General features: G+C 67.4%; 25 protein-coding genes. 17 read left to right on the forward strand and 8 right to left on the reverse strand.

Annotated features, from left to right (window positions below):
* Position 1 precedes the first annotated feature (1 nt).
* The gene (locus tag ACO07K_RS03440; protein WP_422034488.1) at positions 2-466 is read right to left on the reverse strand and encodes an Lrp/AsnC family transcriptional regulator; all 465 of its coding nucleotides are present in this window, start codon (positions 464-466) and stop codon (positions 2-4) included.
* 161 nt (positions 467-627) lie between these two features.
* Between ACO07K_RS03440 and ACO07K_RS03445 the strand changes: the two genes are divergently transcribed.
* Genes ACO07K_RS03445 through ACO07K_RS03455 form a run of 3 tightly spaced genes read left to right on the forward strand, consistent with a single transcriptional unit; the run spans position 628 to position 2,971 of the window.
* On the forward strand, positions 628-1,641 hold the full coding sequence (locus ACO07K_RS03445; RefSeq protein WP_422034489.1) for a 1-aminocyclopropane-1-carboxylate deaminase: 1,014 nt from the start codon (positions 628-630) through the stop codon (positions 1,639-1,641).
* Between the two features lie 6 nt (positions 1,642-1,647).
* The gene (locus ACO07K_RS03450) at positions 1,648-1,953 is read left to right on the forward strand and encodes a hypothetical protein (protein WP_422034490.1); all 306 of its coding nucleotides are present in this window, start codon (positions 1,648-1,650) and stop codon (positions 1,951-1,953) included.
* Complete coding sequence (locus ACO07K_RS03455) at positions 1,931-2,971, forward strand: succinylglutamate desuccinylase/aspartoacylase family protein (RefSeq protein WP_422036625.1); 1,041 nt, start codon at positions 1,931-1,933, stop codon at positions 2,969-2,971. Before ACO07K_RS03450 ends, ACO07K_RS03455 begins: the two co-directional genes overlap by 23 nt.
* Positions 2,972-2,977: 6 nt before the next feature.
* Here the strand turns inward: ACO07K_RS03455 and ACO07K_RS03460 are convergent, their stop codons facing one another.
* On the reverse strand, positions 2,978-4,270 hold the full coding sequence (locus ACO07K_RS03460) for a tetratricopeptide repeat protein (RefSeq protein ID WP_422034491.1): 1,293 nt from the start codon (positions 4,268-4,270) through the stop codon (positions 2,978-2,980).
* A 137-nt stretch (positions 4,271-4,407) separates the two neighbouring features.
* Between ACO07K_RS03460 and ACO07K_RS03465 the strand changes: the two genes are divergently transcribed.
* Positions 4,408-5,058: a LysE family translocator gene (locus ACO07K_RS03465; protein WP_422034492.1), complete on the forward strand. Its 651-nt coding sequence runs from the start codon at positions 4,408-4,410 to the stop codon at positions 5,056-5,058.
* Between the two features lie 34 nt (positions 5,059-5,092).
* Positions 5,093-6,256 (forward strand): MFS transporter, encoded by a 1,164-nt coding sequence (locus ACO07K_RS03470; RefSeq protein ID WP_422034493.1) that lies wholly within the window; start codon positions 5,093-5,095, stop codon positions 6,254-6,256.
* Here the strand turns inward: ACO07K_RS03470 and ACO07K_RS03475 are convergent.
* Positions 6,253-6,825, reverse strand: coding sequence for a hypothetical protein (locus tag ACO07K_RS03475; RefSeq protein ID WP_422034494.1), 573 nt, complete (start codon positions 6,823-6,825; stop codon positions 6,253-6,255). The genes ACO07K_RS03470 and ACO07K_RS03475 overlap by 4 nt on opposite strands.
* Positions 6,826-6,904: 79 nt before the next feature.
* Positions 6,905-8,536: a GMC family oxidoreductase gene (locus tag ACO07K_RS03480; RefSeq protein ID WP_422034495.1), complete on the reverse strand. Its 1,632-nt coding sequence runs from the start codon at positions 8,534-8,536 to the stop codon at positions 6,905-6,907.
* A 184-nt stretch (positions 8,537-8,720) separates the two neighbouring features.
* Here ACO07K_RS03480 and ACO07K_RS03485 point away from each other — a divergent pair, with 184 nt between their 5' ends.
* The 6 genes from ACO07K_RS03485 (at position 8,721) to ACO07K_RS03510 (ending at position 14,012) form a co-directional block, all read left to right on the forward strand.
* The gene (locus ACO07K_RS03485) at positions 8,721-9,725 is read left to right on the forward strand and encodes a Bug family tripartite tricarboxylate transporter substrate binding protein (protein WP_422034496.1); all 1,005 of its coding nucleotides are present in this window, start codon (positions 8,721-8,723) and stop codon (positions 9,723-9,725) included.
* Positions 9,726-9,748: 23 nt separating this feature from the next.
* A complete protein-coding gene (locus ACO07K_RS03490) occupies positions 9,749-10,585 on the forward strand; it encodes a phytanoyl-CoA dioxygenase family protein (RefSeq protein ID WP_422034497.1) in 837 nt (278 codons plus the stop codon).
* A 13-nt stretch (positions 10,586-10,598) separates the two neighbouring features.
* Complete coding sequence (locus ACO07K_RS03495) at positions 10,599-11,363, forward strand: SDR family NAD(P)-dependent oxidoreductase (protein ID WP_422034499.1); 765 nt, start codon at positions 10,599-10,601, stop codon at positions 11,361-11,363.
* 81 nt (positions 11,364-11,444) lie between these two features.
* On the forward strand, positions 11,445-12,887 hold the full coding sequence (locus tag ACO07K_RS03500; protein WP_422034500.1) for a two-component system sensor histidine kinase NtrB: 1,443 nt from the start codon (positions 11,445-11,447) through the stop codon (positions 12,885-12,887).
* The gene (locus ACO07K_RS03505; RefSeq protein ID WP_422034501.1) at positions 12,884-13,537 is read left to right on the forward strand and encodes a response regulator transcription factor; all 654 of its coding nucleotides are present in this window, start codon (positions 12,884-12,886) and stop codon (positions 13,535-13,537) included. Before ACO07K_RS03500 ends, ACO07K_RS03505 begins: the two co-directional genes overlap by 4 nt.
* Before the next feature lie 73 nt (positions 13,538-13,610).
* Positions 13,611-14,012 (forward strand): response regulator transcription factor, encoded by a 402-nt coding sequence (locus ACO07K_RS03510; RefSeq protein ID WP_422034502.1) that lies wholly within the window; start codon positions 13,611-13,613, stop codon positions 14,010-14,012.
* Between the two features lie 53 nt (positions 14,013-14,065).
* Here ACO07K_RS03510 and ACO07K_RS03515 read toward each other — a convergent pair whose 3' ends face one another.
* From ACO07K_RS03515 to ACO07K_RS03530, 4 genes are read right to left on the reverse strand one after another with little or no spacing between them, the layout of a single operon-like run.
* Positions 14,066-14,578, reverse strand: coding sequence for a Dps family protein (locus ACO07K_RS03515; protein ID WP_422034503.1), 513 nt, complete (start codon positions 14,576-14,578; stop codon positions 14,066-14,068).
* A 5-nt stretch (positions 14,579-14,583) separates the two neighbouring features.
* Entirely contained in the window at positions 14,584-14,730 is a 147-nt protein-coding gene (locus tag ACO07K_RS03520; RefSeq protein ID WP_422034504.1) for a hypothetical protein, read from the reverse strand.
* Between the two features lie 7 nt (positions 14,731-14,737).
* Entirely contained in the window at positions 14,738-16,318 is a 1,581-nt protein-coding gene (locus ACO07K_RS03525; RefSeq protein ID WP_422034505.1) for a DHA2 family efflux MFS transporter permease subunit, read from the reverse strand.
* Positions 16,315-17,541, reverse strand: coding sequence for an HlyD family secretion protein (locus ACO07K_RS03530; RefSeq protein WP_422034506.1), 1,227 nt, complete (start codon positions 17,539-17,541; stop codon positions 16,315-16,317). The genes ACO07K_RS03525 and ACO07K_RS03530 overlap by 4 nt, the downstream gene beginning before the upstream one ends.
* A gap of 176 nt (positions 17,542-17,717) precedes the next feature.
* On the opposite strand from ACO07K_RS03530, the gene ACO07K_RS03535 reads away from it, so the two are divergent.
* The 6 genes from ACO07K_RS03535 to ACO07K_RS03560 all read left to right on the forward strand — a co-directional run bounded on the left by ACO07K_RS03535 (position 17,718) and on the right by ACO07K_RS03560 (position 24,372).
* Complete coding sequence (locus ACO07K_RS03535; RefSeq protein ID WP_422034507.1) at positions 17,718-20,012, forward strand: FdhF/YdeP family oxidoreductase; 2,295 nt, start codon at positions 17,718-17,720, stop codon at positions 20,010-20,012.
* Positions 20,013-20,026: 14 nt separating this feature from the next.
* Complete coding sequence (locus tag ACO07K_RS03540; protein WP_422034508.1) at positions 20,027-21,640, forward strand: Na+/H+ antiporter; 1,614 nt, start codon at positions 20,027-20,029, stop codon at positions 21,638-21,640.
* 114 nt (positions 21,641-21,754) lie between these two features.
* Entirely contained in the window at positions 21,755-22,777 is a 1,023-nt protein-coding gene (locus ACO07K_RS03545; protein WP_422034509.1) for a catalase family peroxidase, read from the forward strand.
* On the forward strand, positions 22,774-23,340 hold the full coding sequence (locus ACO07K_RS03550) for a cytochrome b (protein WP_422034510.1): 567 nt from the start codon (positions 22,774-22,776) through the stop codon (positions 23,338-23,340). Before ACO07K_RS03545 ends, ACO07K_RS03550 begins: the two co-directional genes overlap by 4 nt.
* Positions 23,341-23,409: 69 nt before the next feature.
* On the forward strand, positions 23,410-23,760 hold the full coding sequence (locus tag ACO07K_RS03555) for an SET domain-containing protein (protein WP_422034511.1): 351 nt from the start codon (positions 23,410-23,412) through the stop codon (positions 23,758-23,760).
* 111 nt (positions 23,761-23,871) lie between these two features.
* Positions 23,872-24,372, forward strand: a complete 501-nt coding sequence (locus ACO07K_RS03560) for a DUF421 domain-containing protein (RefSeq protein WP_422034512.1) — start codon at positions 23,872-23,874, stop codon at positions 24,370-24,372.

Consider the following 24,372-nt stretch of genomic DNA (forward strand, 5'->3'; position numbering starts at 1 on the left):
GTCAGAAATCAAGAGGTGCGTTGTCGATGACCTCTTTCATGACGAAGAACGTTCTCGTCTGCCGAACGCCGGGCAGGGCGATCAGCTTCTCGCCATGCATGCGGTTGAAGCCCTCGATATCCTTCACCCGGATCTTCAGGAAATAGTCGAAGTCCCCTGCCACAAGATGGCAGTCGAGGACGAATTTCAGCTTGGCGATGGCCTTCTCGAAATCGCCGAAGCTTTGAGGGGTCGAGCGGTCAAGCACGACGCCGACGATCACCAGCGCTCCCCTCTCGACCTTCCTGGCTGCCACCGTCGCCCGGACGCCGCCGATATAGCCTTTGTCGAAGAGGCGCTGCGTTCGCCGGTGACATGTTGCGGGGCTGACGGCGACCAGCTTCGCCAACTCGGCATTGGAGAGCCGGCCGTTGCCTTGCAGGAGACGCAACATCCGGAGATCGATTCGATCGAGCTGTTCGGACATGGAAGGATCTTCCGTAAATGATCGCTTAGGCGGAAAGATTAAACTGAATATTTATCAGTGATATGTCGATTGGCCAAATGCGGCTCAGCATTCGAGAGCACCTTCTAATCCGGTTTCGCTACGATCCGACCATATTGATCGTTTCAGCGGAAGGAACTTCCATGCTGTCCAAGTTCGAGCGGTATCCCCTCACATTCGGGCCGACCCACATAGAAAAACTCGAGCGGCTGTCGGAGCATCTCGGCGGCAAGGTCGAGCTCTATGCCAAGCGGGAGGATTGTAATTCCGGTCTCGCCTTCGGCGGCAACAAGTTGCGCAAGCTCGAGTACATCATTCCCGACGCGATCGCGTCGAACGCCGACACGCTGGTTTCGATCGGGGGCGTGCAATCCAACCACACCCGCATGATCGCTGCGGTCGCCGCGAAGATCGGGTTCAAGTGCCGGCTGGTTCAGGAGAGCTGGGTGCCGCATGAGGACGCGGTCTACGATCGCGTCGGCAACATCATGCTCAGCCGCATCATGGGCGCCGACGTGCAGATGGTCGACGAAGGCTTCGATATCGGTATCCGACGGAGCTGGGAAGAGGCCATCGAGGACGTCAAGGCCAAGGGCGGCAAACCCTATGCGATCCCCGCCGGGGCTTCGGTCCATGAATATGGCGGCCTGGGCTATGTCGGCTTTGCCGAAGAGGTCCGGGAGCAGGAGAAGGAACTCGGCTTCGCCTTCGACTACATCGTGGTCTGCACCGTTACCGGCTCGACGCATGCGGGGATGCTGGTGGGATTCGCCAAGGACGGACGCGAGCGCAAGGTCATCGGCATCGATGCGTCCTTTACGCCGGCCCAGACCAAAGCGCAGGTCCTCGAGATCGCACGCAGCACCGCCCGGCTGGTCGAGCTGGGCAGGGACATCGTCGAGGACGACGTCGTGCTCATCGAAGACTATGCCTATCCCGTCTATGGCGTGCCGTCAGAAGAAACCAAGGAAGCCATTCGCCTCTGCGCCCGCCTCGAAGGGATGATCACGGATCCCGTCTACGAGGGCAAATCGATGCAGGGCATGATCGACCTTGTCCAGAAAGGCTATTTCCCGGCGGGCTCGAAGGTTCTCTATGCCCACCTGGGCGGCGCCCCGGCTCTCAACGGATACGGCTATGCATTCAGGAATGGATAGCATCCCGTGGGCGCGCTGATCCTGTGCACCTTCCCGGCGGACAGGGCCGATTTCCGGAGGTGGATCCTCGACCGCGTCGTCGTCCTGGCCGCCACGAGCGAAGCCGGCATCAAGTTCGTGGGAACGGAGCAGGGCGAGGGAGTTCGCTCGGCCATGAGCACGGTCGGCGTGCAAGTTGCGAGTGTGACGCGCGCCAGGTCGATCTTCTCCGAATGGCGATCGGATGAGAGTTACATCCGTTCGGCCGAAGTCAGACTGCTGCTGATGGAGGTAGTTGGTGGTGGCGAATATGCCGGCGCGCTGTTCCCTTGACGAGTCCCGCGCGCGAGCCGGCAGGAGCGGGCTTTCGGCGGACATCGATCTGCATGCCGAGGGCAAGGGAACCGGCTTTGTCCGCGTGCCCCATTCGGTTCACCGCTCCGCGTACGGGTGGATCCCGGTCCCGATCGTGCGGATCCGCAATGGCGAAGGTCCGACTGTCCTGCTGGTGGCGGGCAATCACGGCGACGAGTGGGAAGGCCAGATCGGGCTGGGAAACCTGATCCGGCACATCGAACCTGACGATATCCGGGGACGCCTGGTCATCCTGCCCTCCGCCAATTTCCCGGCCGCCCTGGAGGGCCGCCGTACGTCTCCGATCGACCAGGGCAATCTCAACCGCGCTTTTCCCGGGGATGCCCACGGCACCATCACGCAACAGATCGCCTATTGGATCGAACATGCGCTGCTGCCAGGCTGTGACTATGCCTGCGACTTCCACTCGGGCGGCAGTTCCCTGATCTACGTTCCAAGTGCCCTGGTCGCTCACCATCCGGAACCCGCAATTCTGGAAAAGACCATCGGCCTGGCGAAGGCTCTTGGCGCACCCGTGACCTTCATCTCGAGGGCCCCTGGAGGCGATCGTGCGTTCACGTCTGCCGCGTCCCGTCAGGGCGTCGTCGCGTTGACGACCGAACTGGGCGGTGGAGGCTTCGTTACGCCGCAGTCTCTCTCCATTGCGGAGCAGGGCATGCGCCGGGTGCTGGCACATGTCGGACTGCTGCGGGGGGCGGTCCCTCCGCCTGCCTCAACGCGGCTGATGGAAAGCCTCGGCAACGACTACTACGTCTATGCCACCGAAGGCGGTCTGTTCGAGCCTCTGGTCGAGTTGGGCGAGGAAGTGAGCGCTGGTCAGCCAGCAGGTCGAATCCATTTCCACCACACGCCGTGGCGCGAACCGGCAGTCGTCGCATTCCAGCGGTCGGGGCTCGTGATCTGCAAGCGAGTGCCGGCGCGTTGCGAGCGCGGCGACTGTCTGTTCCAGTTGGCGACGACCACAAACGCCGACTAGCCGACTTTAGAAGCCCGCCACCGGGACGCTCGCCGGCCCCGGGCGCCGGGCCGCGGTCAGATGCCTGGCCTCTGCCTCGCGCCCGGCGGCCAGGTACGCCCGGAGCAGCGTCGCTTCCACCAGGTCGCCCTGCGCGCGGCTGCCGCCGATCCGTTCACGCTCGGGCAGCATCGGCTCGATCAGGCGGATCGTCGTTGCATAATCTCCGCGCTGGTAGGCCGCGAAGGCGCGGGCTACGGCGGGGATGACGGATCCGGAAGGGTACCGGCCGGCGCGGGCCAGCTCCTCGATCGCTGCGACCCAGTCCTCGAGCGCGGCATCGTCGCCGGTCGCGGCAAGGGTGAGCCCGACGTGCCAGTCGGCCAGCGACATGCCGGGGCGCGGCAGCTTCTCGCGTGCATAGTCCTTGAGCTTCGCCCAGCGAGCGGCATCGCGCGGATGGCCGGCCAGTTCGGAGCGCCAGAGGAAGGACGCCGAATCGGAGAGCTTCTGGTGAACGGCGCCGCGATGGTCGTCGGCGCAGAAGGCGTCGCCGTAGAGGCGCAGCCCGCCTTCGAGGTTGCCGGCGTGCAGTTCGAACAGGCCGAGGTGCCAGTTGAGATGGCCGAACAATCCGCCGCCGCGATCGTAGATCGGCAGCCAGTCGCGCAGAAAGGCGATGCCGGCGTCGCGCTCGCCGGTTTCGTAACAGAGATGGGCGAAGGCATGCGCGCCATAGCCATTGCGCCGGTACCGGGCCAGGGACCGCTCGATCATCGGGCGCGCCTCGTCGTGCCGGCCGATCTCCGACAGTGCCATCCCGCGATGCCCCTCGAACCACCAATCCTCGCCATAGTGCGGGGCGAGCCCGTCGAGGAAGTCGGCAAGGTCCTGCTCGCGTCCCGAAAGCCCCGACATGCCGATCAATCCGCCCTGGTTGGCGGCCAGGCTGAGCACCAGCGCGTCGCGCGGCCAAGTCTGCACGTGGGCGCGCAGCGCGGCCAGCGCGGCGGCCGGCTGGCCGGCGAACAGTGACCGAAAGACCTCGGTCTGGCTCCGCTCGCGCGCCGAGACGCCCTCGGCGAGCGAGGAGGCCAGGGCGAAGTCCGCGCGCATGGCCTCCAGCTTGCCGGCGAGCTGTGACGCCCGGGCCCGACCGATATAGGCCAGCGCAAACGCCGGATCGGCGGCAATGGCGCGATCGAACGAGGCCGCCGCGCCGGGATAGACCGTCAGCAGCAGGTCGACACCTTCGACATAGGCATCGCGCGCGGTGACGTTCGCGGTGGAGAGGGGAAGGCCGTAGCGGTCTGTCAGCATGTCGTCACCAGACTCCGTCATTGTCGACCGTCACCGTGCGTCGGCCGGGAAACGCTTTCAAGCTTCCGGCAGGGCGGAAGACGTCGCATTGTGAGATTGGTATCGGGCAATCGCCCTGTTGCTCAAGGACGTATGCAATGGACTTCCTGCCCAATCTGGTCGGTCTCGCCACGATGCACCTTCTCATGGCCATGCTGCCCGGACCGAACACCGTGGTGGTCGGGTGGTATTCGGCGACGCGCTCGCGCAGCGATGGCCTGAAGGCCGTCGCGGGCGTGGTCGTCGCCTCGCTGCTCTGGGTCGTGCTGGCCATCGGCGGCGTCGGGGCCCTTCTCCTCGAGGCGGGATGGCTCTATCGGGCGCTGCGCTTCGTCGGCGCGGCCTACCTGATCTATGTCGGCGTGCGACTGTTGCGGGCCGGGCTCGGCCCGCAGGGGAGCGCACAGGGAGCAGCGCCGCAGCTGGCGGGGCGCAGCCCCTTCATGGCCGGCGTCATGACCACGCTGAGCAATCCGAAGTCGGCGGTGTTCTGGACCAGTGCCTTCCTCGTGGCGCTGCCGCCGCATGCACCGGGCTGGGTCTATCCCACGATCGTGGCAATCGTCGGCGTTCAGTCCTCGATCTGGTACGGCACGCTGGCGCTGTTCTTCTCGACCGGGGCCGCCCGGAAGCTCTACCAGCGCCTTGCTCGTTACCTCGACCTGCTTGCCGGCGGTGTCATGATCGCTTTGGGGCTCAAGCTCGCGGACGAGCTGCGGCGCGAGGTTTTCATCAAGGCCGCGTCCTGACGGTCGGCGCGCTCTGCCGACGTGTGAATGTCCGATGCGACGTCATCTCCGCGTCCTTGTCGTTCTCGCCCTGACCCAGATCGCCGGGTGGGGCATGATCGGCATCCTGCCGGTGATTGCGCCCAAGGTGGCGGCGGCGTTCGGCATTTCCCTGTCGACCGTGTTCCTCGGCACGTCGGTTATGTTCGTCGCGATGGGACTCGCTGCCCCCTGGGCGGGCCGGGCGTTTCGCCGCTTCGGATCGCGGGAGGTCATGACCGTGGGCGCCGGCGGGATCGCTCTCGGCCTGTGCCTGCTCGCGCTGTCTCCGAACCTCGCCGTCTTCGTGATGGCGTGGGGAGCGATCGGATTGGCCGGCGCCCTGTTCCTGACCACCGCCGCCTATGCCTACATCGCGTCCTATTCAGACGATCGGGCGCGCAGTCTGATCGGCACGCTGATGCTGGTGACGGGCCTTGCCGGCAGCGTCTTCTGGCCCGTGACCGCGTTTCTCGAAGATCTGGTGGGGTGGCGCGGCGTCGGCCTCACCTATGCGGCGATCATGGCTCTGGTGGTCTGTCCACTCGTCCGGTTCGGCCTGCCCGCGATTGAAGTTGCGATCGACACGCGGCCCGCTGCGGGGCGACTGCACAAGGGCCGGGTCTTCGTCCTGATGGTGGCCGCCATCGCGCTCAACAGCTTCGTCACCTTCGGCATCGACGCAGTGGGAATCCAGCTCCTGAAGGCGATGGGCATGGACCTCGCCGGCGCCGTCGCCATCGCCTCGCTGCTGGGTGTCTTCAAGGTCGGCGGGCGGGTGATCGACCTGCTGGGCGGGCGGCGATGGGACGGCCTCTCCACCGGGCTCTTCGCGGGGGCGATGATACCGATGGGGCTGGCGGTCGTCTGGATCGGCGGCACGGGAACCTTATCCGTCGCCGGCTATCTCGCGCTGTTCGGACTGGGCAGCGGCGCTTTCGCCGTGGCACGGGCCACGATGCCGCTCGTCTTCTTCCAGAAGGCCGACTACGCCGCGGCGATGTCGACCATCGCCCTGCCCATGAACCTGATCAACGCCCTGGCGCCGCCCGTCCTGGCCGGCCTCCTGTCCGGCATCGGTGCGCAGGCGACCTTTGCGGTTCTTGGCGGGCTGAGCGTGACCGCTCTCGCTATCCTGATGCTGCTGAACCGTATGAGGTCGGCTCCTCAATCAATCTAATGGCAGTTTGGCCGTTTGACGGTCATGCACAACGAGCGACTAATGCGCCCTGCTGCGCCGGGTTTGAGTAGTGACTTGTAGATGCAGAGACAATCCTCGATCTCCCCTGCTGAAAGGCACTGAAGTGCAGAAGGAAAGGCGCTAAGCGAAATAACATCGCCGGTCAGGTTGAGGGCGCGCGCGCCGACCCGCGTCCCGGCATGGAGATAGACGGCGTCGGGCTCAAGTCCGAGGAATGCACCGATACGGTGCGAGAAATCGTAGATCGCAAGTTCGCCGATGCCGCGCAATGATCCTATCTCGCTCGTAACCAGGTGATGCACCTCGTCGAAAGACTTTGCGCGGCGAAGACTTGCCGACATCCCTTGTAATCGCTGCTCGGCTGCTTCCAGCACGCGTCTCGTAATCCGACGTTGGTGCGGATGGCGCTTGCCGTGAGCTGTGCGTGATAGTGCGGCTAATCGGATGGCCTCGCTCAAGGAAGGCTGCGTCTTGTAGTACTTCATCTCCGCGGTAGCATGGGCACGAAAGCGCGCAATATAGTCGCTGGAGATGGTGGCAAGGGTCATGGTTCGTCGTCCTCGACTTCCGGTCCCCGAAAGCTTCGCTGGCGGCGAACGATGTTCGCAACATCGAACGTATACATGTCTATGCAGCCCGCGCCACGTCGGCCGCGGCCAGCACCATCGACGCGCATTTCTCGCCGATCATGATGGTGGGCGCGTTGGTGTTGCCCGAAGTGAGCGTCGGCATGATCGAGGCGTCGGCGACCCGCAGGCCGGCGATGCCGTGGACGCGCAATTCGGAATCGACGACGGCGCGCGGATCGTTGCCCATCTTGCAGGTGCCGACCGGGTGATAGGTCGTCTCGGCCGTGTTGCGCACCCATTCGAGAAGTTCGGCATCGCTCTGGAGATGGGCGCCGGGGGCGATCTCCTGGCCGGTGACTTCCTTGAGCGGCGAGGTCGCCATCAGCTCGCGGCCCTTGCGCAGCACGTTCACGATGCCCTTGCGATCGTGTTCGGTCGACAGGAAGTTGAAGCGGATCGCCGGCGGTTCGGCGGGATCGGCCGACTTGATGTGGACCGAGCCGGTGCTTTCGGAGCGCAGCACGTTCACGTTCATGGTGATGCCCTTCTGGGCCGAGACGCGGCGTTCCTTGCCGACCATCTCGTAGAGGAAGGGCGCGATCGAGATGGTGGCGTCGGGCGAGTCGAGCCCCACGCGCGTGCGGAAGTAGAGCCGGATCGGCACCGCCGTCGAGGCCAGGAAGCCCTCGCGGAGCACCGCGTACTTCAGCGCCTCGCGGGCCAGCCGCCAGCCGCGCGCATTGTCGTTGAAGGTGAGGTTCTTGCCCGTGATCTCGAACTTCATGCGTGGCGAGTAGTGATCGCGCAAATTCTCGCCGACGCCTTGCAACTCGTGTACCGGCGCGATGCCGAGCGCGCGCAGCCGCTCGCCCTGGCCGATGCCGGAGAGTTCGAGGAGCTTGGGCGAATTGATCGAGCCGCCCGAGACGATGACCTCGCGCGTGGCGCGGGCTTCGTGCTTCACACCATTGATGGAATAGCGCACGCCGACACAGCGCCGGCCTTCGAGTATGAGGGACTCGGCGATGGCGCCCTGGTCGACCTGCAGGTTGGCGCGGGTGCGGGCGGGGTCGAGGTAGCAGAAGGCGGTGCTCTGGCGTCGGCCCTTGGTGATCGTCACCTGCGACATGCCGATGCCTTCCTGCGAGGCACCGTTCTGGTCGGGATTGTAGGGCAGGCCCATCTTCTCGGCCGCCGCGATCATCTTCTCGAGCAGCGGCACCTTGTTGCGTGGCGTGTGGGTGACGGGAAGGATTCCGTCGCGGCCGCGGAACTCGTCGGAGCCGCCCTCGAAGCGCTCCATGCGCTTGAAGATCGGCAGCACGTCCTGGAAGCTCCAGCCGCGATTGCCGAGCTGCGCCCAGTGATCGTAGTCCTGCGCCTGGCCGCGGATGTAGACCATGCCGTTGATCGAACTGGAGCCGCCCAGCATGCGGCCGCGCGGCACCGCGATGCGCCGTCCGCCCGAGCCTTCATCGGGTTCCGACGAGTAGCACCAGTTGACCGCCGGATCGTCGATCATCTTGGCGACGCCGACCGGCACCTTCGACCAGAAGAAGTTGGAGCCCTGGGTGCCTGCCTCGAGCAGCAGGACGCGATGCTGGCCGCTTTCGGTCAGCCGGCTCGCGACGACCGCGCCCGCGGACCCGGCACCGACGACGATGTAGTCATAGGTCGAGTCTCTCTGCATTTCGTTTTCTCCCTTGGGCCCAAGGGGAGCAGCCCGCATGGAGGCTGACAAGGCTCAAGGCGGGCAAAAGGGGCCGGCGGTTTCGCCAATGGGAATGCCGTGCGGGATCCCGCCCTGCGACGTGGGCTTCGGCATCATTGTTGCTGGCGTCGCGGTGCCGGCAATAGAGTTGGAGGCGCTTCTCATGTCCAATCCCACACGTACCCGCATGCCCACCCGCAAGAGCTTCCTCAGGCTTGGCCTCGCTGCTGCGGCGAGCGCCGGCCTTCCCCGGTTCGCTGCCGCACAGGACGCCTATCCCGACAAGCCGGTGCGGGTGGTCGTCTCCTATGGTGCGGGCGGTGCGATCGACGTCGTGGCGCGCATCATCGCCGAGCATATGACGGGCACGCTCGGCAAGACGGTGCTGGTCGAGAACAAGCCCGGCGCCGGATCGACGATCGCCGCGGACCTGATCGCGCGCGCCGCGCCCGACGGTTACAATCTCCTGGTCACGGGCATGGCGCATTCCGTCATCCCCGAACTCTTCCCGCAGGTCACGTTCGATCCGGCGACGGCGTTCCAGCCGATCAGCCATCTCGGTCTCATGCCATTCGTGCTCGCGGTGCATCCCTCCGTGCCGGCCACCGACTACAAGAGCTTCATCGCCTATCTGCGGGCCCATCCCGGCACGGTCAACTGCGGCTCCGCCGGTCCCGGCAGCTCGGCCGATCTCGGCCAGATGCTGCTGGCCAAGATGGAGAACGTCGAGTTCACGCGCGTGCCCTATCGCTCGACGCCAGCGGCGATGAACGATCTCGTCGCAGGCCGGGTCGGCTTCATGATGGATTCGCAGAACGTGCTGGTGCCGCATGTGAAGAGCGGCGCGGTACGGGCTTTCGCCGTCTCGTCGCTCGAACGCTCGCGCCTGGTGCCCGACGTGCCGACGCTCGACGAACTCGGCCTCAAGGGCTTCGAGGCCGGGAGCTGGCAGGCGATGCTGGCGCCGGCGAAGACGCCGCGGCCCGTCGTCGACCGCATCGTCAAGGCGGTCGAGGCCGCGCTGAACGATCCCGCCATTCGCGCCCGCTATATCGAGCTGGGCTACAACCTGCCGCAGAAGACCGGGCCCGAGGCGCTGTCGGCGTTCCTTGCCGCCGAAGCGGCCAAGTGGGGGCCGCTGGCCAAGGCGACCGGCACCGGCGGCTGACGCGCCAGGAAGGGACCAGACACGTGAGCACGCTCAGCCAGGCCGAGGTCGACGCCTTTCATCGCGACGGCTTCTTCGCCCCCGTCGATGTCTTTTCGGCCGAGGAGGCCAAGGCCTGGCGCGCCGACCTCGAAGCCTTCGAGCGCACCCTGCCGCCGGGACCGGCCTCGGCCGGCGACCGGCGCAAGCTGCATGTGCGGCTGCCCTGGGCGCGCGACCTCGTGGGCGATCCGCGCCTGCTCGACGTGATGGAGCCGCTGCTCGGCCCCGACATCCTGGTCTTCACCAGCACCTTCTTCATCAAGGAACCGAAGACCGACGCCATCACGGCCTGGCATCAGGATGCGACCTTCTTCGGCCTCCAGCCTTACGAGCATGTCACCGCCTGGGTGGCGCTCTCGGAAGCCTCGATCGAGGCCGGCTGCATGGAGTTCGCGCCGGGCAGCCATCGCCTGGGCCAGCTGGCGCACGGGCAGGCGGCCACGCCCGGCACCATCAACGCCGGCGCCCGCTCGATCAGTGAGCCGCTCGACACCTCGCGGGCCGTCTTCGCGCCGGTGAAGACCGGCCAGGTGTCGCTGCATCACACGCTGGTCGCGCACAATTCGCGGCCCAACCGCGGCGACGACCGCCGCATCGGCTTCGGCATCAGCTACATCCCCGCCCATGTGCGCCATGGCGGCAGCAAGCGCATGACGGCCACGCTGGTGCGCGGCGTCGATCGCTACGGGCACTTCGATCTCGAGGACGATCCGCGGACCCTCGACGCCGACGCGCAGGCCGAGGCGCACAAGCGCGCCTATGGCCGCTATCGCGAAGCCCATGCCGAACAGCAGGCGCGCTACGGCGTCATCGCCTGAGCCCGGAGAGAAGATGAAACCGTTGCAGGGAAAAGTCGCCATCGTGACGGGCGCGTCGTCGCCCGTCGGCATCGGCGCTGCCGTGGCGCGCCGGCTGGCGGCATCGGGCGCGAAGCTGCTGCTTGTGGCGGACGATTCGCCGGAGGCGGTGGCGAAGGAATGCGCCGGCCTGCTGGGCGATGCCGGCGGCGTCGTGCCGCTCATGGTCGACCTCGGCGATGCCGACGCGGTGCTGGCCATGGTCGCGGAGGCGGAGAAGCGCTTTGGCCGCATCGACCTGCTGGTCAACAATGCGGCCATTCGGCTGAACCGCAATTTTGGCGACTTCACCGCCGCGGAGTTCGACAAGGCGGTGGCCGTCAACCTGCGGGCGCCGTTCCTCGCCAGCCAGGCGGTGCTGCCGTCGATGCGGCGCCAGGGCGGCGGCCGCATCGTGCATGTCGCAAGCCAGCTCGGCTCGGTCGCCTATCAGACGCGCACGATCTACGGCATGACCAAGGCGGCGCTGATCCATCTCGCCAAGTCGATGGCGCTGGAACTGGCGCGCGAGAACATCCAGGTCAACACCGTGTCGCCGGGACCGATCGCCACCCAGCCGCTGCTCGATCGCGCGCGCGACCAGCCGGAGGAATCCGCACGGCGCATGGACTACGTGCCGATGGGACGCTTCGGCCGACCGGAGGAGATCGGCGAGGTCGTGCACTGGCTGCTGACCACCGACGCCTCGTTCCTGACCGGCCAGGACCTCATCGTCGACGGCGGCTACACGATTCACTGATCGGCGAGTGCGGCAAACACCGCTCGCACGGGCCGGCGTGGCGGGGCTACCATGCGGGCCAACGTTGCGGAGGCTCCCTTCATGTCCCCTTACGTTCCGGCGCCTCGCCGGACGAGGATCGCCGTGCCGGTTCTGACGGCGATCGTCGCCGTCGCGATCTTCGTCGTCGATACGATGACGCCGCTCGATATCGCCGTGGCCGTGCTCTATGTCGCCGTCGTGCTGCTGGCGGTCGACTTCGCGGGATATAGCGGCATCCTGGCCATCGCCGCGGCATGCGCCGCGCTGACGATCACCAGCTTCGTTCTAACGCACGATCTCACGTCGGATACGGGAGCAATTCTGCGCTGCTTCGTCAGCCTCGCCGCCATCGCCATCACCGCGCTGCTCGCTGCACGCAACCAGCTGGCGGTGGCGGCGCTGCGCGAGCAAGCCGATCTCCTCGATCTCACGCACGACACCGTTTTCGTGCGCGACCGCAACGACGTGATCAAGTACTGGAATCGCGCGGCGGAGGATCTCTACGGCTGGAGCAGCGACGAGGCGGTCGGCCAGCCGGCGGCGACGCTGCTGAAGAAGATCTTTCCGACGCCCTATCCGGCGATCGTCGAGGAGTTGGAGCGCGAGGGCCGCTGGGAGGGCGAGATCGTCCATACGTGCCGCGACGGCCGACCGGTCACGGTGAGTTCGCGCTGGTCGCTGCAGCGCGATTCGCAGGGGCGGCCGGCTTCCGTGCTCGAGACCAATACCGACGTCACCGCCCAGCGTGCCGCCGAGGACAAGCTCGACCGCACGCGCAGCGAGCTCGCGCATCTGTCGCGCATCGCCACGATGGGCGAGCTCACCGCCTCGATCGCGCACGAGGTCAACCAACCGCTCGCCGCCATCGTCGCCAACGGCGAGGCCGGCCTGCGCTGGCTCGGGCGGGCCGCGCCGGACTTGGGCGAGACGAAGAAATCCATCGAGGCGATGCTGCGCAATGCGCAGCGTGCCAGCGACGTCGTCCGCCGCCTGCGCGCCCTGTCGGCCAAGTCGACGCCGGCGCACGCGACGCTCGACCTCGCGGCGGTCGCCGAGGAGACCGCGCAGCTGGTCGAGCGGGAGCTGCGCGTCCAGGGCGTGCGGCTTTTGGCCGATCTGCCGGCGGGCCTGCCGCCGGTCGAGGGCGATCGGGTGCAGCTGCAGCAGGTCCTGCTCAATCTTCTGCTCAACGCCATCCAGGCGCTGGGCGCCATGCCGCCCGAACGGCGCACGATTTCTGTTAGAGTGCAGCGTGGTGAGCGCGAGAGCCTGGGAGATGCCATCGTGGTGACAGTCGAGGATACCGGCGCGGGGATTGCCGAAGCCGACCTTGCCCGCCTGTTCGACGCCTTCTTCACCACCCGCAGCGACGGGATGGGCATGGGCCTGTCGATTTCGCGCTCGATCGTGGAGGCCCATGGCGGCCGGATCGAAGCCGGTAACCGGCCGGACGGTGGGGCCACGTTCCGCGTCTGTCTGCCGGTCGCCGGGAGGGCGGCATGAACCGCCGGCCGGCCGCGCTCGCCCCGGCGGAGCCGACGCCCGTGGTCTTCGTCGTCGATGACGACGAGGAGCTGCGGCTGGCGCTCGACAATCTCTTCCGGTCCGTCGGCCTGCAGGCAAAGCTCTTCGGTTCGGCCGCTGAATTCCTGAAGGCTGGCGCAGGCGATGCGCCCGGCTGCCTCGTGCTCGACATCCGCCTGCCGGGCGTGAGCGGCCTCGAATTCCAGGGGCAGCTCGCGCGCATGGGCATCGAGCTGCCCATCGTCTTCATGACTGGCCATGGCGACGTGCCGATGTCGGTGCGCGCCATGAAGGCCGGTGCCGTCGACTTCCTGACCAAGCCGTTCCGCGACCAGGACATGCTCGATGCGGTCTCTTCGGCGATCGAGGCGGACCGGCAGCGGCGCGCTGCCGCCGCAGCGGGACGGGACGTGCGTGCGCGTTTCGAGAGTCTGTCGCCGCGCGAGCGCGAGGTGATGACCCTTGTGACGCGCGGTCTGATGAACAAGCAGGTTGCCGGCGAGCTGGGCTTGAGCGAGATCACCGTGAAGCTCTATCGCGCCCAGGCGATGCGCAAGATGGGCGCCGGCACGCTCGCCGACCTCGTGCGCATGGCCGAGCAACTGTCCCTGCATGCCGGCCGTGGCTAGCACGCTCTCTGCAATTTCATAAACGTACGTATGGCTACCGGCGTCGCGGAGCCTGCCGCAGATTGGCATCGCCATGCCCTCCGCACCCGACACTTCGAACGCCGATTCGCCACCCTGCATCGCCATCGTCGATGACGATGAGTCGGTGCGCGAGGCGCTGGGCAACCTGCTGCGATCGGTGGGTTACGAGGTGAGGGTGTTCTGCTCGGCCGAGGATTTCCTCGGGCGGCCGGGAAGCGATGCCTTTTCCTGTCTCGTGACCGACATCCAGATGCCCGGCATGGGTGGCCTCGAACTGCAGAAGCGCCTCGTGGCGTCGGACACGCCGTTGCCGGTCATCCTGATGACCGCCTTTCCGCGCGATCACGTGCGACGGCAGGCCGAGGAGCAGGGTGCGGCGGGCTTCCTCACCAAGCCGTTCGACGGCAGCCGCATGATCGAGTGCGTCGAGCGGGCCCTGCGGCCGCCCGCGTAAGGCCCCGTCGTCTCGCCCGTGCCGGGCACCGGTCGAGACGACGGGTCTCCTGATCAGCCGTGGGCGCGGGCGCTTTCGAACAGGAACCAGGTCCGGCGTTCGGTCTCGTCGATCCAGACCTCCACCAGGCTCGCCGTCGCGACGTCGCCATGCTCGTCACAGAGCGCGTGGACCTCGCGCAGGATGGACGTGAGCTGGCGGTTGTCGTCGCGCAGCTCGGCCAGCATCGTGCCCGGCGGGACGAAGTCGGCATCGTTGTCGAGCAGGCGCTGCTGGCGGGCGATCTGGCCGATCGAGCGCAGCGTCGTGCCGCCGATCTTGCGGGCGCGCTCGGCGATCGGGTCGGTCATGGCGAAGATCTGGTCTGCCTGTTCGTCGAGCATGAGGTGATGGTCGCGGAAGTGCGGCCCCGACATGTGCCAGTGAAAGTTCTTGGTCTTCAGGTAGAGCGCGAAGCAGTCGGCCAGCAAGGCCGAGAGCGATCCCGCCAGATCCTTGACGGCATTTTCGGAGAGGGTGCTGGGCGTCTGCAGGGCGGCGGTCCTGCGATCCTGGACGGTGGTCATTGGCGTTACTCCTTGGTGGGTGGGAACGGGTGGTTTTGATGCACCTGGTGGGTTTCTGCGGGCGTGGCGAAGGCCACGACGACAGTCAGCGTCATCGCGATGCAGACGATGACGAAAGCGAGGACGAGATCGACTTTCAGCAGTTTGCGCATGATCGCCTCAGTGGGCCGCCGGCGCGTGGCCGCCCAGCTTGACCTTGCGCAGCGTGAGCGCGAGCGCCGCGGCGGAGAGCGAGATCGCCATCAGCGTCCAGAAGACGTCGATGAAGGCCAGGAAGGAGGCCTGCGTCGCCACCTGCTGGCCGATCCAGGCGATGGCCTGCTTCTGGGCCAGCAGCGCCGAGCTGCCATGGCTCGCGAAGTAGTCGATCGCCTGACGCAGCGTCTCCTGGTAGCCGGCGCTCGACGGCACCGCGTGCTCGACCAGACGGCTCTGGTGGAACTGTTCGCGATGGGCCAGCACGTTGGACGACAGGGCGATGCCGAGCGAGCCGCCGATGTTGCGCGCGACATTGACCAGCGCCGAGGCCTGGTCGACCTTGTCCGCCGCAATGCCCTCGTAGGAAGCGGCCGTGATCGACAGGAAGATCAGCGGCAGGCCGACGCCCAGCAGCATGCGCGAGTGGGCGAGGTACCAGAAGCCGACATCGCCATAGATCGAGGTCAGATTGTACATCGAGAGCGCGATGATCGAGCCGCCGGCGACGATCAGGTATTTGGGCTGGATCTTCGTCAACAGGCGGCCGGTGATGAACATCATCGCCATGGTCACCAGGCCTCCCGGCGACAGGACGAGACCGGCCCAGGTGGCGGTGTAGCCGAGATCCTGTTGCACGAGCTGCGGCAGGAACTGCGTGGTCGCGAGCAGGATGGCGCCGGTCGCCAGCATCACGAGGAAGCAGGCGCCGAACTGCCGCGTCGCCACCATGCGGATGTCGATCGCCGGATTGCGGCGCGTCATCTCCCACGGGATCATGAGAATGAAGGCGAGGGCGCAGACCGAAGCCACGGCAACGATGAAGCCCGAGCCGAACCAGTCATCCTCCAGGCCGCGGTCGCACACGATTTCGAGGGCGCCGAGGAAAGTGGCGACGAGGGCGAATCCCACGAGATCGAATCCCCCGTCGGTCCGGCGCAGCCGTTGCCGGTCCTCGAGCTGGGCCGGCGTCTCGCGCAGCAGGAGCGCGATCGAAGCGATGGTGAACAGGCCGACCGGACCGTTGATCAGGAAGCACCAGTGCCAAGAGGCGTTGTCGGAAAGCCAGCCGCCCAGGGTGGGACCGACCACGGGGGCCACCACGACGGCGACGCCGAACAGGGCGAAGGCCTGGCCGCGCTTGGCCGGCGGGAACGTATCGACGAGGATCGACTGCGAGACCGGCACCATGCCACCGCCGGCGATGCCCTGCAGGACGCGGAAGAGCAGCAATGCCTGCAGGTTCCAGGCGAAGGCACAGAGCACGGAGCTGACGGTGAACAGTGCGAGGCAGGCGATGAAGAAGCGCCGCCGGCCGATGCGGCGGACCAGGAAGCTGCTGGCGGTCAGGCTGATGGCGTTGGAGACGAGATAGGTGGTCACCACCCACGAGGCTTCGTCCTCGCTGACGCCGAGGCCGCCCGCGATGTAGGGCAGGGCCACGTTGGCGATCGTGGTGTCGAGCACTTCCATGAAGGTGGCGATCGCCACCACCACGGCGATCAGCCAGGGATTCGGCGCCCGGACCGCGCCCCCGGTGCTCACAGCCAGCTCCGCAGCCGCTCGTACAGGGACGGCGACAGGTCGGTGCGCACCGTGGGGACCACGGACATGCCCGGCCCCAGCGCGACGTCGGTCGGCGGATGGTCGATGACCACCTTCACCGGCACGCGCTGCACGATCTTCACGTAGTTGCCGGTCGCATTCTCGGCGGGCAGCAGCGAGAAGGCGGTGCCCGATCCCGGCTGCACGCTGGCGACATGGCCGTGGATCTGGCGGCCGGGATAGGCGTCGATCCCGAAGCTCACCGGCTGGCCCGGACGCATCGCGTCGAGCTGGGTCTCCTTGAAGTTGGCAACGACCCAGATCTCGTCGGGGACGAACATCGAGAGCGCGGTGCCGGCCTGGGCGAACTGGCCGACCGCGGCGCCCAGCTGGACGATCCGCCCGGGCTGGGCCGCCGTCACCGTCGTATAGGACAGGTTGAGTTGCGCCTGGTCGCGTCGCGCCTGCTCCTGCTGCAGGCTGGCGACGGCCGAGTTGCGCTGCGCCTTGAGCGAATCCAGCTGGCGATTTGCGACGATGACGTTGGCGCGTGCGTTCGCGAGCGCGGCCTGCTGCTGGTAGAGCTCCGATATCGCGAGTTCGCCGGTCTGGCGGCTCGACCAGCCCTCCTTGGCCAACTCGCCGTAGCGCTCCGACTGCTGCTGCGCGTAGACCAGCCGGGCCTCGCTGAGCTTCACCTGCGTCTCGCTGGCGGTGATCTGCGCCTGCTGGACCTGCATCTGCGCATCGATATTGGCAATGCCGGCCTGCGCGGCCGCGATGGCCGCCTCGGCCTGGGCCAGTGCCACCCGATAGTCGCGCTCGTCGATATGGGCGATCACCTCGCCTGTGCCGACATGCTGGTTGTCGGTGACCGGCACCGAGGTCAGGTAGCCCGGCACCTTGGGCGCGACGGCGAACTGGCGCGCGGCGATGAAGGCGTCATCGGTCGTGGCGAAGTGCGCGCCGTAGTCGACATAGAGGCCGCCCGCCGAGACCGCGGCGATCAGCGCCAGGAGGCCGACCCCGCCGAACAGCGCACGGCGGCCCGGAAACCCTGCGCGCGGCGCCTTCTTCGCAGGTGCCTCGTCCTTCGTCGCCGGTTCTTCGAGCAGCAGCGTCTCCGACGGCGGCGCCTCGGTCGTGACCGTCGCGGGCGGCGGGGGCGTGCTCTCCGTCGGGCGACGCAGCGGGATCAGGGTGGCGGGGCTTCTGGGCGACATGGCAGGGTCTCCTATCGCGAGCCACGCACCGTTTGCGGGGCTGAACGAGAGGATAGGGACCGCGCAAAAACCGCCAATTCAGATGGACGTCTGATACGGGCAAACCTTGGTATAGGCAGTCAAACGCCGGTTTTTCCCCGAGGATCGAGCCATCGCAGCCGATCGGGAGCAGGACCATGGCCGAGAACAGGCGCATTCGCCCCTACAAGCAGCCCGCCGGTGGATGGGGCGCCCTGAAGGCGTTGGGCGAGCATCTCGTCGAGCAGGGCATCGCGATCAAGGGATCGAAGACCCTCCTGCGCATGAACCAGCCCACGGGCTTCGACTGTCCCGGCTGCGCCTGGCCCGATCCCAAACATACGTCCTCGTTCGAGTTCTGCGAGAATGGCGGCAAGGCGGTGGCGTGGGAATCGACCGCCGAACGCTGCACGCCGGCGTTCTTCGCCGAGCACACCGTCTCCGAGCTGGAAGGCTGGGGCGACTACGAGCTCGAGATGGCGGGGCGGCTCACGCACCCGATGGCTTACGACGCGGCAAGCGACTGCTACCTGCCGGTGAGCTGGGACGAAGCCTACGCGACCATCGGCCGGCACCTGGCGGCGCTGCCCGATCCGAACATGGCCGAGTTCTACACCTCGGGCCGCACCTCCAACGAGGCGGCGTTCCTCTACCAGCTCTTCGTCCGAGAGTTCGGCACCAACAACTTCCCCGACTGCTCGAACATGTGCCACGAGGCCACGAGCGTCGGGTTGCCGCTCTCGATCGGCGTCGGCAAGGGAACGGTGCTGCTGGAGGATTTCGACAAGACCGACTGCATCTTCATCTTCGGCCAGAATCCCGGCACCAACAGCCCGCGCATGATGACCAGCCTGCGCAACGCGTCGCGCCGTGGCGCCACCATCATGTCCTTCAACCCGTTCCGTGAGCGCGCGCTCGAACGCTTCCAGGCGCCGCAGGATCCGATCGAGATGGTGACGCTCAGCGCCACGCCGATCAGTTCGCGCCTCTACCAGGTGCGGGTCGGCGGCGACGTCGCGGTGATCAAGGGCCTGATGAAGGTCCTGGTCGAGGCCGACGAGAGCGCGCGCGGCGCAGGGCAAGCCGCCGTGCTCGACTGGGATTTCATCCGCGAGCATACGACCGGCATCGACGCGCTGATCGCCGACCTGAAGGCGGCGGACTGGCCTTCGCTCGAGCGGCAGTCCGGTCTCGTCCGCTCGGAGATCGAGGAAGCGGCGCGGGCCTATATGAAGGCCGGGCGCGCCATCGTCGTCTACGGCATGGGCATCACGCAGCATCGCCACGGGGCACAGGCGGTGCAGCAGCTCGCCAACCTCTGCCTGCTGCGCGGCAATCTCGGCCGCGAGGGCGCCGGCATCTGTCCGGTGCGCGGTCATTCGAACGTGCAGGGCGATCGCACGGTTGGCATCACCGAGATCCCGGCCGCCGATTTCCTGGCGCGCCTGGGCAAGCGGTTCGGCTTCACGCCGCCGTCGGCGCCGGGCCACAACGTCGTCACCGCGCTCCAGGCGATGGCCCGCGGCGAGGTGCGGGTGTTCTTCGGCATGGGCGGCAACATCGTGGCGGCGATGCCCGACTGGCAGGTGACGCGCGACGCCTTCCGCCGGCTCGACCTCAGCGTCCACGTCTCGACCAAGCTCAACCGCAGCCACCTCGTGCGCGGCCGGGAAGCGCTGATCCTGCCCTGCCTCGGGCGCACCGAGCTCGACGCCCAGGCGACCGGCCCACAGTCCATCACTGTCGAGGATTCGATGTCGATGGTCCACGCCTCGCTGGGCCTCAACAAGCCCGCCTCGGACGATCTGAAGAGCGAGCCCGCGATCGTGGCCGGCATCGCCCGCGCGACGCTCGGGACGCGCTCGGTCGTGCCGTGGGAGGAGCTGGTCGCCGATTACGACCTCATTCGCGATGCCATCGAGGACGTGATTCCGATCTTTCAGGACTACAACGCGCGCATCCGCGTGCCCGGCGGCTTCCATCTCGTCTCGACGGCGCGCGAGCGCGTCTGGAAAACATCTTCGGGCAAGGCCAACTTCCTGATCTATGAGGGTATCCAGGAAGACCCGGCGCAGAAGGACAATGACGTGCTGTGGCTGACCAGCGTGCGCAGCCACGACCAGTACAATACGACGCTCTATTCGATGTCCGACCGCTACCGCGGCGTCTATGGCCAGCGCGACGTCGTCTTCCTCGGCGCGACCGAGATCGAAAGGCTGGGCTTCGAGCCCGGCGACCGCGTCGACATCGTCGCGGTGAACGATGACGGCATCGAGCGGCGCGTGCGTGGCTACCAGCTCGTGGCCTACTCGTTCCCCGAGGGGAGCTGCGCCGCCTACTATCCGGAGACCAATCCGCTGGTGGCGCTCGATGCCCACGACCCGCTGAGCTTCACGCCCTCCTACAAGGGCATCGCCGTGCGGCTCATCCGCGCCGCGGCAGGCACCGCCTGACGGGAGCGCGAGCCATGGCACCGCTCGAGATCGTCCTGATCCTGCTCGCGGCCGTGGTGGTGAGCGGCGCCTGCGCCCGCATGCTGCCGCTGCCCGTGCCGGTGCCACTCGTCCAGATCGCGCTCGGCGTGTTCGTCGCCGCGGTCGCCAATCTCGGCGTCAGGCTAGATCCGCAGGTCTTCTTCGTGCTCTTCCTGCCGCCGCTGCTGTTCTTCGACGGCTGGCGGCTGCCCAAGGCCGGCCTGGTGCGGGACAAGGGAATGATCCTGGCCCTGGCGCTGGGTCTCGTCGTGTTCACCGTGCTCGGGCTGGGACTGCTGATCCACTGGATGATCCCGGCCATGCCGCTGGCCGTGGCCTTCGCGCTCGCTTCGGTGATCTCGCCGACCGATCCGGTCGCGGTGAAGGCCATCGCCGCGCGGGTGCCCGTGCCGAAGCGGCTGATGCGTCTCCTCGAGGGCGAGGCCTTGCTCAACGACGCCTCCGGTTTGGTCTGCCTGCGCTTCGCGGTGGTCGCCGCGCTGACCGGTACCTTCTCGCTGGCCGATGCCGTGGGCAGTTTCGCGTGGGTCTCGATCGGCGGGCTGGCGGCCGGCTTCGCCGTGACCACCGTGGCCGCCCAGGTGAAGAACTGGGTGTCGCGTCGCTATGGCGAGGATGTCGGCGCGCAGATCCTGATCAGCCTGCTGATTCCCTTCGGAGCCTACTTCCTGGCCGACATGGCCGGGGCCTCGGGCATCCTGGCCGCCGTCGCGGCGGGCATCACCATGGGCCATGTCGAACAGGGCGGCGGAGCGCTCGCCGAGACCCGCGTCCGGCGCAGCGCGGTGTGGGAGACGATCCAGTTCGGCGCCAGCGGCGTCATCTTCATTCTGTTGGGCGAGCAGCTTCCGCGGATCGCCAGCCGCGCCGCGGAGGTGGTGCACGAGGCGGGTCATGCCGAGATCTGCTGGCTGCTCCTCTACGTCGCGGCGATCACCTTCGGCGTCGCCGCGCTGCGGTTCGCCTGGGTGTGGGTGCTGGTGCGCCTGGCGCTGTGCCGGGCCGCGAGCTGCCGGCTGGTCGCGGCGCTCACCGTCGCCGGCGTGCGCGGGACGGTCACGCTGGCGGGCGTCCTCTCGCTGCCATTCATGCTGGGCGACGGCAGCCCGTTCCCGGCGCGCGACCTCGCGGTGTTCCTGGCGGCAGGCGTGATCATCGCCTCGCTGGTCGCGGCGACAATCCTCCTGCCGGGCCTGCTGCGTCACCTCGACTTCGCGGCCGAGCCGGGCGAGGAAGCGGCGGAGGATGCCGCCCGCGTCGCCGCCGGAGAGGCCGCCCTGGCGGCCATCGCGCATGCCCAGGGCGGGTTGGCGACCCGCCCCGGGGACGCCGATCTGGGGGCGGAAGCGGCGACGCGCGCCATGGCACCCTACCGCCAGCGCATCGACGCGCTCTCGCGATCGGGTGCCGAGGGCGACGTTGCGCGTCGCATCGAGGCGCTCGAGCGGGAGCTCGAGCTGGTCGGTATGCGGGCGGAGCGCGAGCGACTGCTCCAGCTTGCCCGCAGCGGCCGCCTGTCCGACGAAGCGGCGCGCAAACTCGTGCGCGAGGTCGATCTCGTGGAAGCGCGCATCGCGGGGGCCTGAGTCTCACGCCTTCTTGACAGGGCGGCCGTCCTGGTCGCAGCCATACTCTGCACGACGACCCGCCAGGAGTTTCCCATTTCACGATCATCCCCCGGACCTTCTCGTAGCCCCCTGGTGTCCCTGGCCGTGATCGCGCTGGTCGTGGCCGGCAGTGCGGCGGCTTTCGCCTATACGGCGGGCTGGCTGTCGCCGGAGCGCCTGACGCCGACCCGGCTCGTTGCGGCACTGGCGCCGGCGGGCGGTCCGGCGCTCGGCCATCGACGCAACCATGCCAAGGGCATCTGCTTCACCGGCGAGTTCCAGTCGAACGGTAACGGCGTGACCCTGTCGAGGGCGCAGGTCTTCACGGCGGGTACCTGGCCGGTGCTCGGCCGCTTCAACCTGGCCACGGCCAATCCGAACGCGGCGGATGCGACGGTGCGGGTGCGCGGCATGGGACTGCAGATCGCCACGCCCGACGGCGATGTGTGGCGCAGCGCGATGATCGACGCGCCGGTCTTTGCCGTGTCGACGCCGCAGGCCTTCTTCGATCTCCTGCAATCGGCGCCGAAGGGGGCGGAGGCGATGAAGGCGTTCATCGGCCGCCACCCGGAATTCATGGCCTTCGCCGGCTGGGCCGGAACGGCCCCCTGGACATCGAGCTATGCCGAGGATTCGTTCAACGGCCTCAACTCATTTCTGTTCACCGACGCCGCCGGAACGCCCCGCGCGGTACGCTGGTCGCTGCGGCCGGCGGCAACGCCGGTGCCGATCGCGCCGGACGAGCTCGCCAAGCGCGGCCCGAACCATCTCGAGCAGGAGATCGCGAGCCGGGTCGCCGCCGCCCCGCAACGCTGGACGATGGTCCTGACCGTCGCCGAGCCCGGCGACGAGACCGCCGATCCCAGCAAGGCGTGGCCCGCCGGCCGGCGCACGGTCGAGGTCGGCACGCTGGTGGTGAACAAGGTCATCGGCGAGCCGGACGGTCCGTGCCGCGACATCAATTTCGACCCGACCGTGCTGCCGCGCGGCATGAGCGTATCGGACGATCCATTCCCCGCCGCCCGATCCTCGGCGTATGCGCGGTCCTACGACCTGCGCACGTCCGAGGCGAAGGACTATCCCCGCACGGCCGCCGCCGGGAGCGCCAGGCCATGAGCCGGACGATGACGCACGCCCGCTTCTCCGGCGCCCAGCGCCTGCTGCACTGGACGATGGCCGCCGGCATCGTCGCCATGCTGTTCATCGGCGTCGGCATGCTCTCGACCGTCGCGCCGTCCTACGTGCCGCTGCTCGCCACCCACAAGACGCTGGGCGTGGCGCTGTTCGCGCTGGTGCTCGTCCGTCTCGTCCTGCGCCTGGTGCTGGGCGCCCCGCCGCTGCCCGCCAGCCTGCCGCCCTTGATGCGGCTCGGCGCGGTGCTGTCGCATTGGGGACTCTATGGCCTGATGATCGCCCTGCCGCTGCTGGGCTGGGCGATGCTGTCGACGGCCGATTATCCGGTCGTGCTGTTCGGCAATTTCCGGCTGCCGCCGATCCTGCCGCAGTCCGACTCGCTGCACACGCTGTTGTGGGCCGCGCACCGCTGGCTGGCCTTCGCGTTCTTCGCGCTGATCCTGCTGCACGTCGCGGCGGCGCTGTTCCACGCCCTGGTCCGGCGCGATGGCGTCTTCGAAGCGATGTCGCCGCTGCCGCTCCAAACGACGGAGCGGAAGGAATGAGAGCGTCTTTGCCCCCGTCTCGCCGAGTGTTATGGCGAGCGTCACGCCTGGCCCTGTGAGAGACGCGTCGTGAAAGTCGTGGTGAAGAAGTCGAAGATTCACGGCATGGGCCTGTTCGCCGCGGAAGAGATTCCGTGGGGCACCAGGATCATCGAATACAAGGGCGAGCGGATTCCCGACAAGGTCGCCTTCGCGCGCATTGCCGAAGGCGCCGATTGCATCTTCGAACTCGGCGAGAACCTCAGCATCGACGGCGCCTCCCGGGGCAACGAGGCGCGCTTTGCCAACCACCGCCGCCGCAACCCCAACTGCTTCATCCTGCGCGACAAGGGCCGCATCTGGATCGTGGCGGGAATCGAGGGCGTCGCGGCGGGTGAGGAGATCACCTTCGACTACGGGTCGACCTTCTATCCAAGGTGAGCCGGCCTATCCAAGGGGACGCCGGTACGATGCCGGGATTGCCCACAAGGAGCTGCAACGTGCTGCCAGTCTCGAGCGTTGCAGGCGCGCTGGTTCGGACGGGAGGCTTCCTTGCATTGGCTGCTGTCGATCGACTGGGAGTCGATTTTCGTGCCCACCGTGGCCCTGGCCGAGCTGGCCGTGCGGGCGATCCTCCTCTACGCCATCATCTTCGTCCTGATGCGGCTGGTGCTGAGGCGCCAGCTCGGCGGCATCGCCCCCTCGGACATTCTCGTCATCGTGCTCATTTCCGAAGTGGCCGGAAACGGCTTCGTTCCCGAGACACGCTCGATCAGCGAAAGCGCTTTCGTCGTGCTGGTGATCCTGATGTGCAGCTACTCGATCGAATGGCTGCAGTTCAGGATTCCGGCGCTGGAGCGCCTGACCCGCGGGCCGAAGCTCAAGCTGATCGACGACGGCCGCATGCTCTACCGCAACATGCGGCGGGAGTACGTGACCGAGAGCGAGCTGATGGCCCAGCTGCGCGAGAACGGCGTCGACGACTGCAGCCAGGTGAAGGTGGCCTGCCTCGAGGCCGACGGCCGTATCAGCGTCATCAAGAAGAGCGGCTGA

The sequence above is a fragment of the Reyranella sp. genome, from assembly GCF_965228225.1.
Classification (GTDB): domain Bacteria; phylum Pseudomonadota; class Alphaproteobacteria; order Reyranellales; family Reyranellaceae; genus Reyranella.

Excerpts from the sequence above, each read along its gene's own strand:
- ACO07K_RS03440 (WP_422034488.1), bottom strand. The coding sequence starts at position 466 with ATGTCCGAACAGCTCGATCGAATCGATCTCCGGATGTTGCGTCTCCTG.
- ACO07K_RS03445 (WP_422034489.1), top strand. The coding sequence starts at position 628 with ATGCTGTCCAAGTTCGAGCGGTATCCCCTCACATTCGGGCCGACCCAC.
- ACO07K_RS03455 (WP_422036625.1), top strand. The coding sequence starts at position 1,931 with ATGCCGGCGCGCTGTTCCCTTGACGAGTCCCGCGCGCGAGCCGGCAGG.
- ACO07K_RS03460 (WP_422034491.1), bottom strand. The coding sequence starts at position 4,270 with ATGCTGACAGACCGCTACGGCCTTCCCCTCTCCACCGCGAACGTCACC.
- ACO07K_RS03465 (WP_422034492.1), top strand. The coding sequence starts at position 4,408 with ATGGACTTCCTGCCCAATCTGGTCGGTCTCGCCACGATGCACCTTCTC.
- ACO07K_RS03470 (WP_422034493.1), top strand. The coding sequence starts at position 5,093 with ATGCGACGTCATCTCCGCGTCCTTGTCGTTCTCGCCCTGACCCAGATC.
- ACO07K_RS03475 (WP_422034494.1), bottom strand. The coding sequence starts at position 6,825 with ATGACCCTTGCCACCATCTCCAGCGACTATATTGCGCGCTTTCGTGCC.
- ACO07K_RS03480 (WP_422034495.1), bottom strand. The coding sequence starts at position 8,536 with ATGCAGAGAGACTCGACCTATGACTACATCGTCGTCGGTGCCGGGTCC.
- ACO07K_RS03485 (WP_422034496.1), top strand. The coding sequence starts at position 8,721 with ATGTCCAATCCCACACGTACCCGCATGCCCACCCGCAAGAGCTTCCTC.
- ACO07K_RS03495 (WP_422034499.1), top strand. The coding sequence starts at position 10,599 with ATGAAACCGTTGCAGGGAAAAGTCGCCATCGTGACGGGCGCGTCGTCG.
- ACO07K_RS03500 (WP_422034500.1), top strand. The coding sequence starts at position 11,445 with ATGTCCCCTTACGTTCCGGCGCCTCGCCGGACGAGGATCGCCGTGCCG.
- ACO07K_RS03505 (WP_422034501.1), top strand. The coding sequence starts at position 12,884 with ATGAACCGCCGGCCGGCCGCGCTCGCCCCGGCGGAGCCGACGCCCGTG.
- ACO07K_RS03510 (WP_422034502.1), top strand. The coding sequence starts at position 13,611 with ATGCCCTCCGCACCCGACACTTCGAACGCCGATTCGCCACCCTGCATC.
- ACO07K_RS03515 (WP_422034503.1), bottom strand. The coding sequence starts at position 14,578 with ATGACCACCGTCCAGGATCGCAGGACCGCCGCCCTGCAGACGCCCAGC.
- ACO07K_RS03520 (WP_422034504.1), bottom strand. The coding sequence starts at position 14,730 with ATGCGCAAACTGCTGAAAGTCGATCTCGTCCTCGCTTTCGTCATCGTC.
- ACO07K_RS03530 (WP_422034506.1), bottom strand. The coding sequence starts at position 17,541 with ATGTCGCCCAGAAGCCCCGCCACCCTGATCCCGCTGCGTCGCCCGACG.
- ACO07K_RS03535 (WP_422034507.1), top strand. The coding sequence starts at position 17,718 with ATGGCCGAGAACAGGCGCATTCGCCCCTACAAGCAGCCCGCCGGTGGA.
- ACO07K_RS03540 (WP_422034508.1), top strand. The coding sequence starts at position 20,027 with ATGGCACCGCTCGAGATCGTCCTGATCCTGCTCGCGGCCGTGGTGGTG.
- ACO07K_RS03550 (WP_422034510.1), top strand. The coding sequence starts at position 22,774 with ATGAGCCGGACGATGACGCACGCCCGCTTCTCCGGCGCCCAGCGCCTG.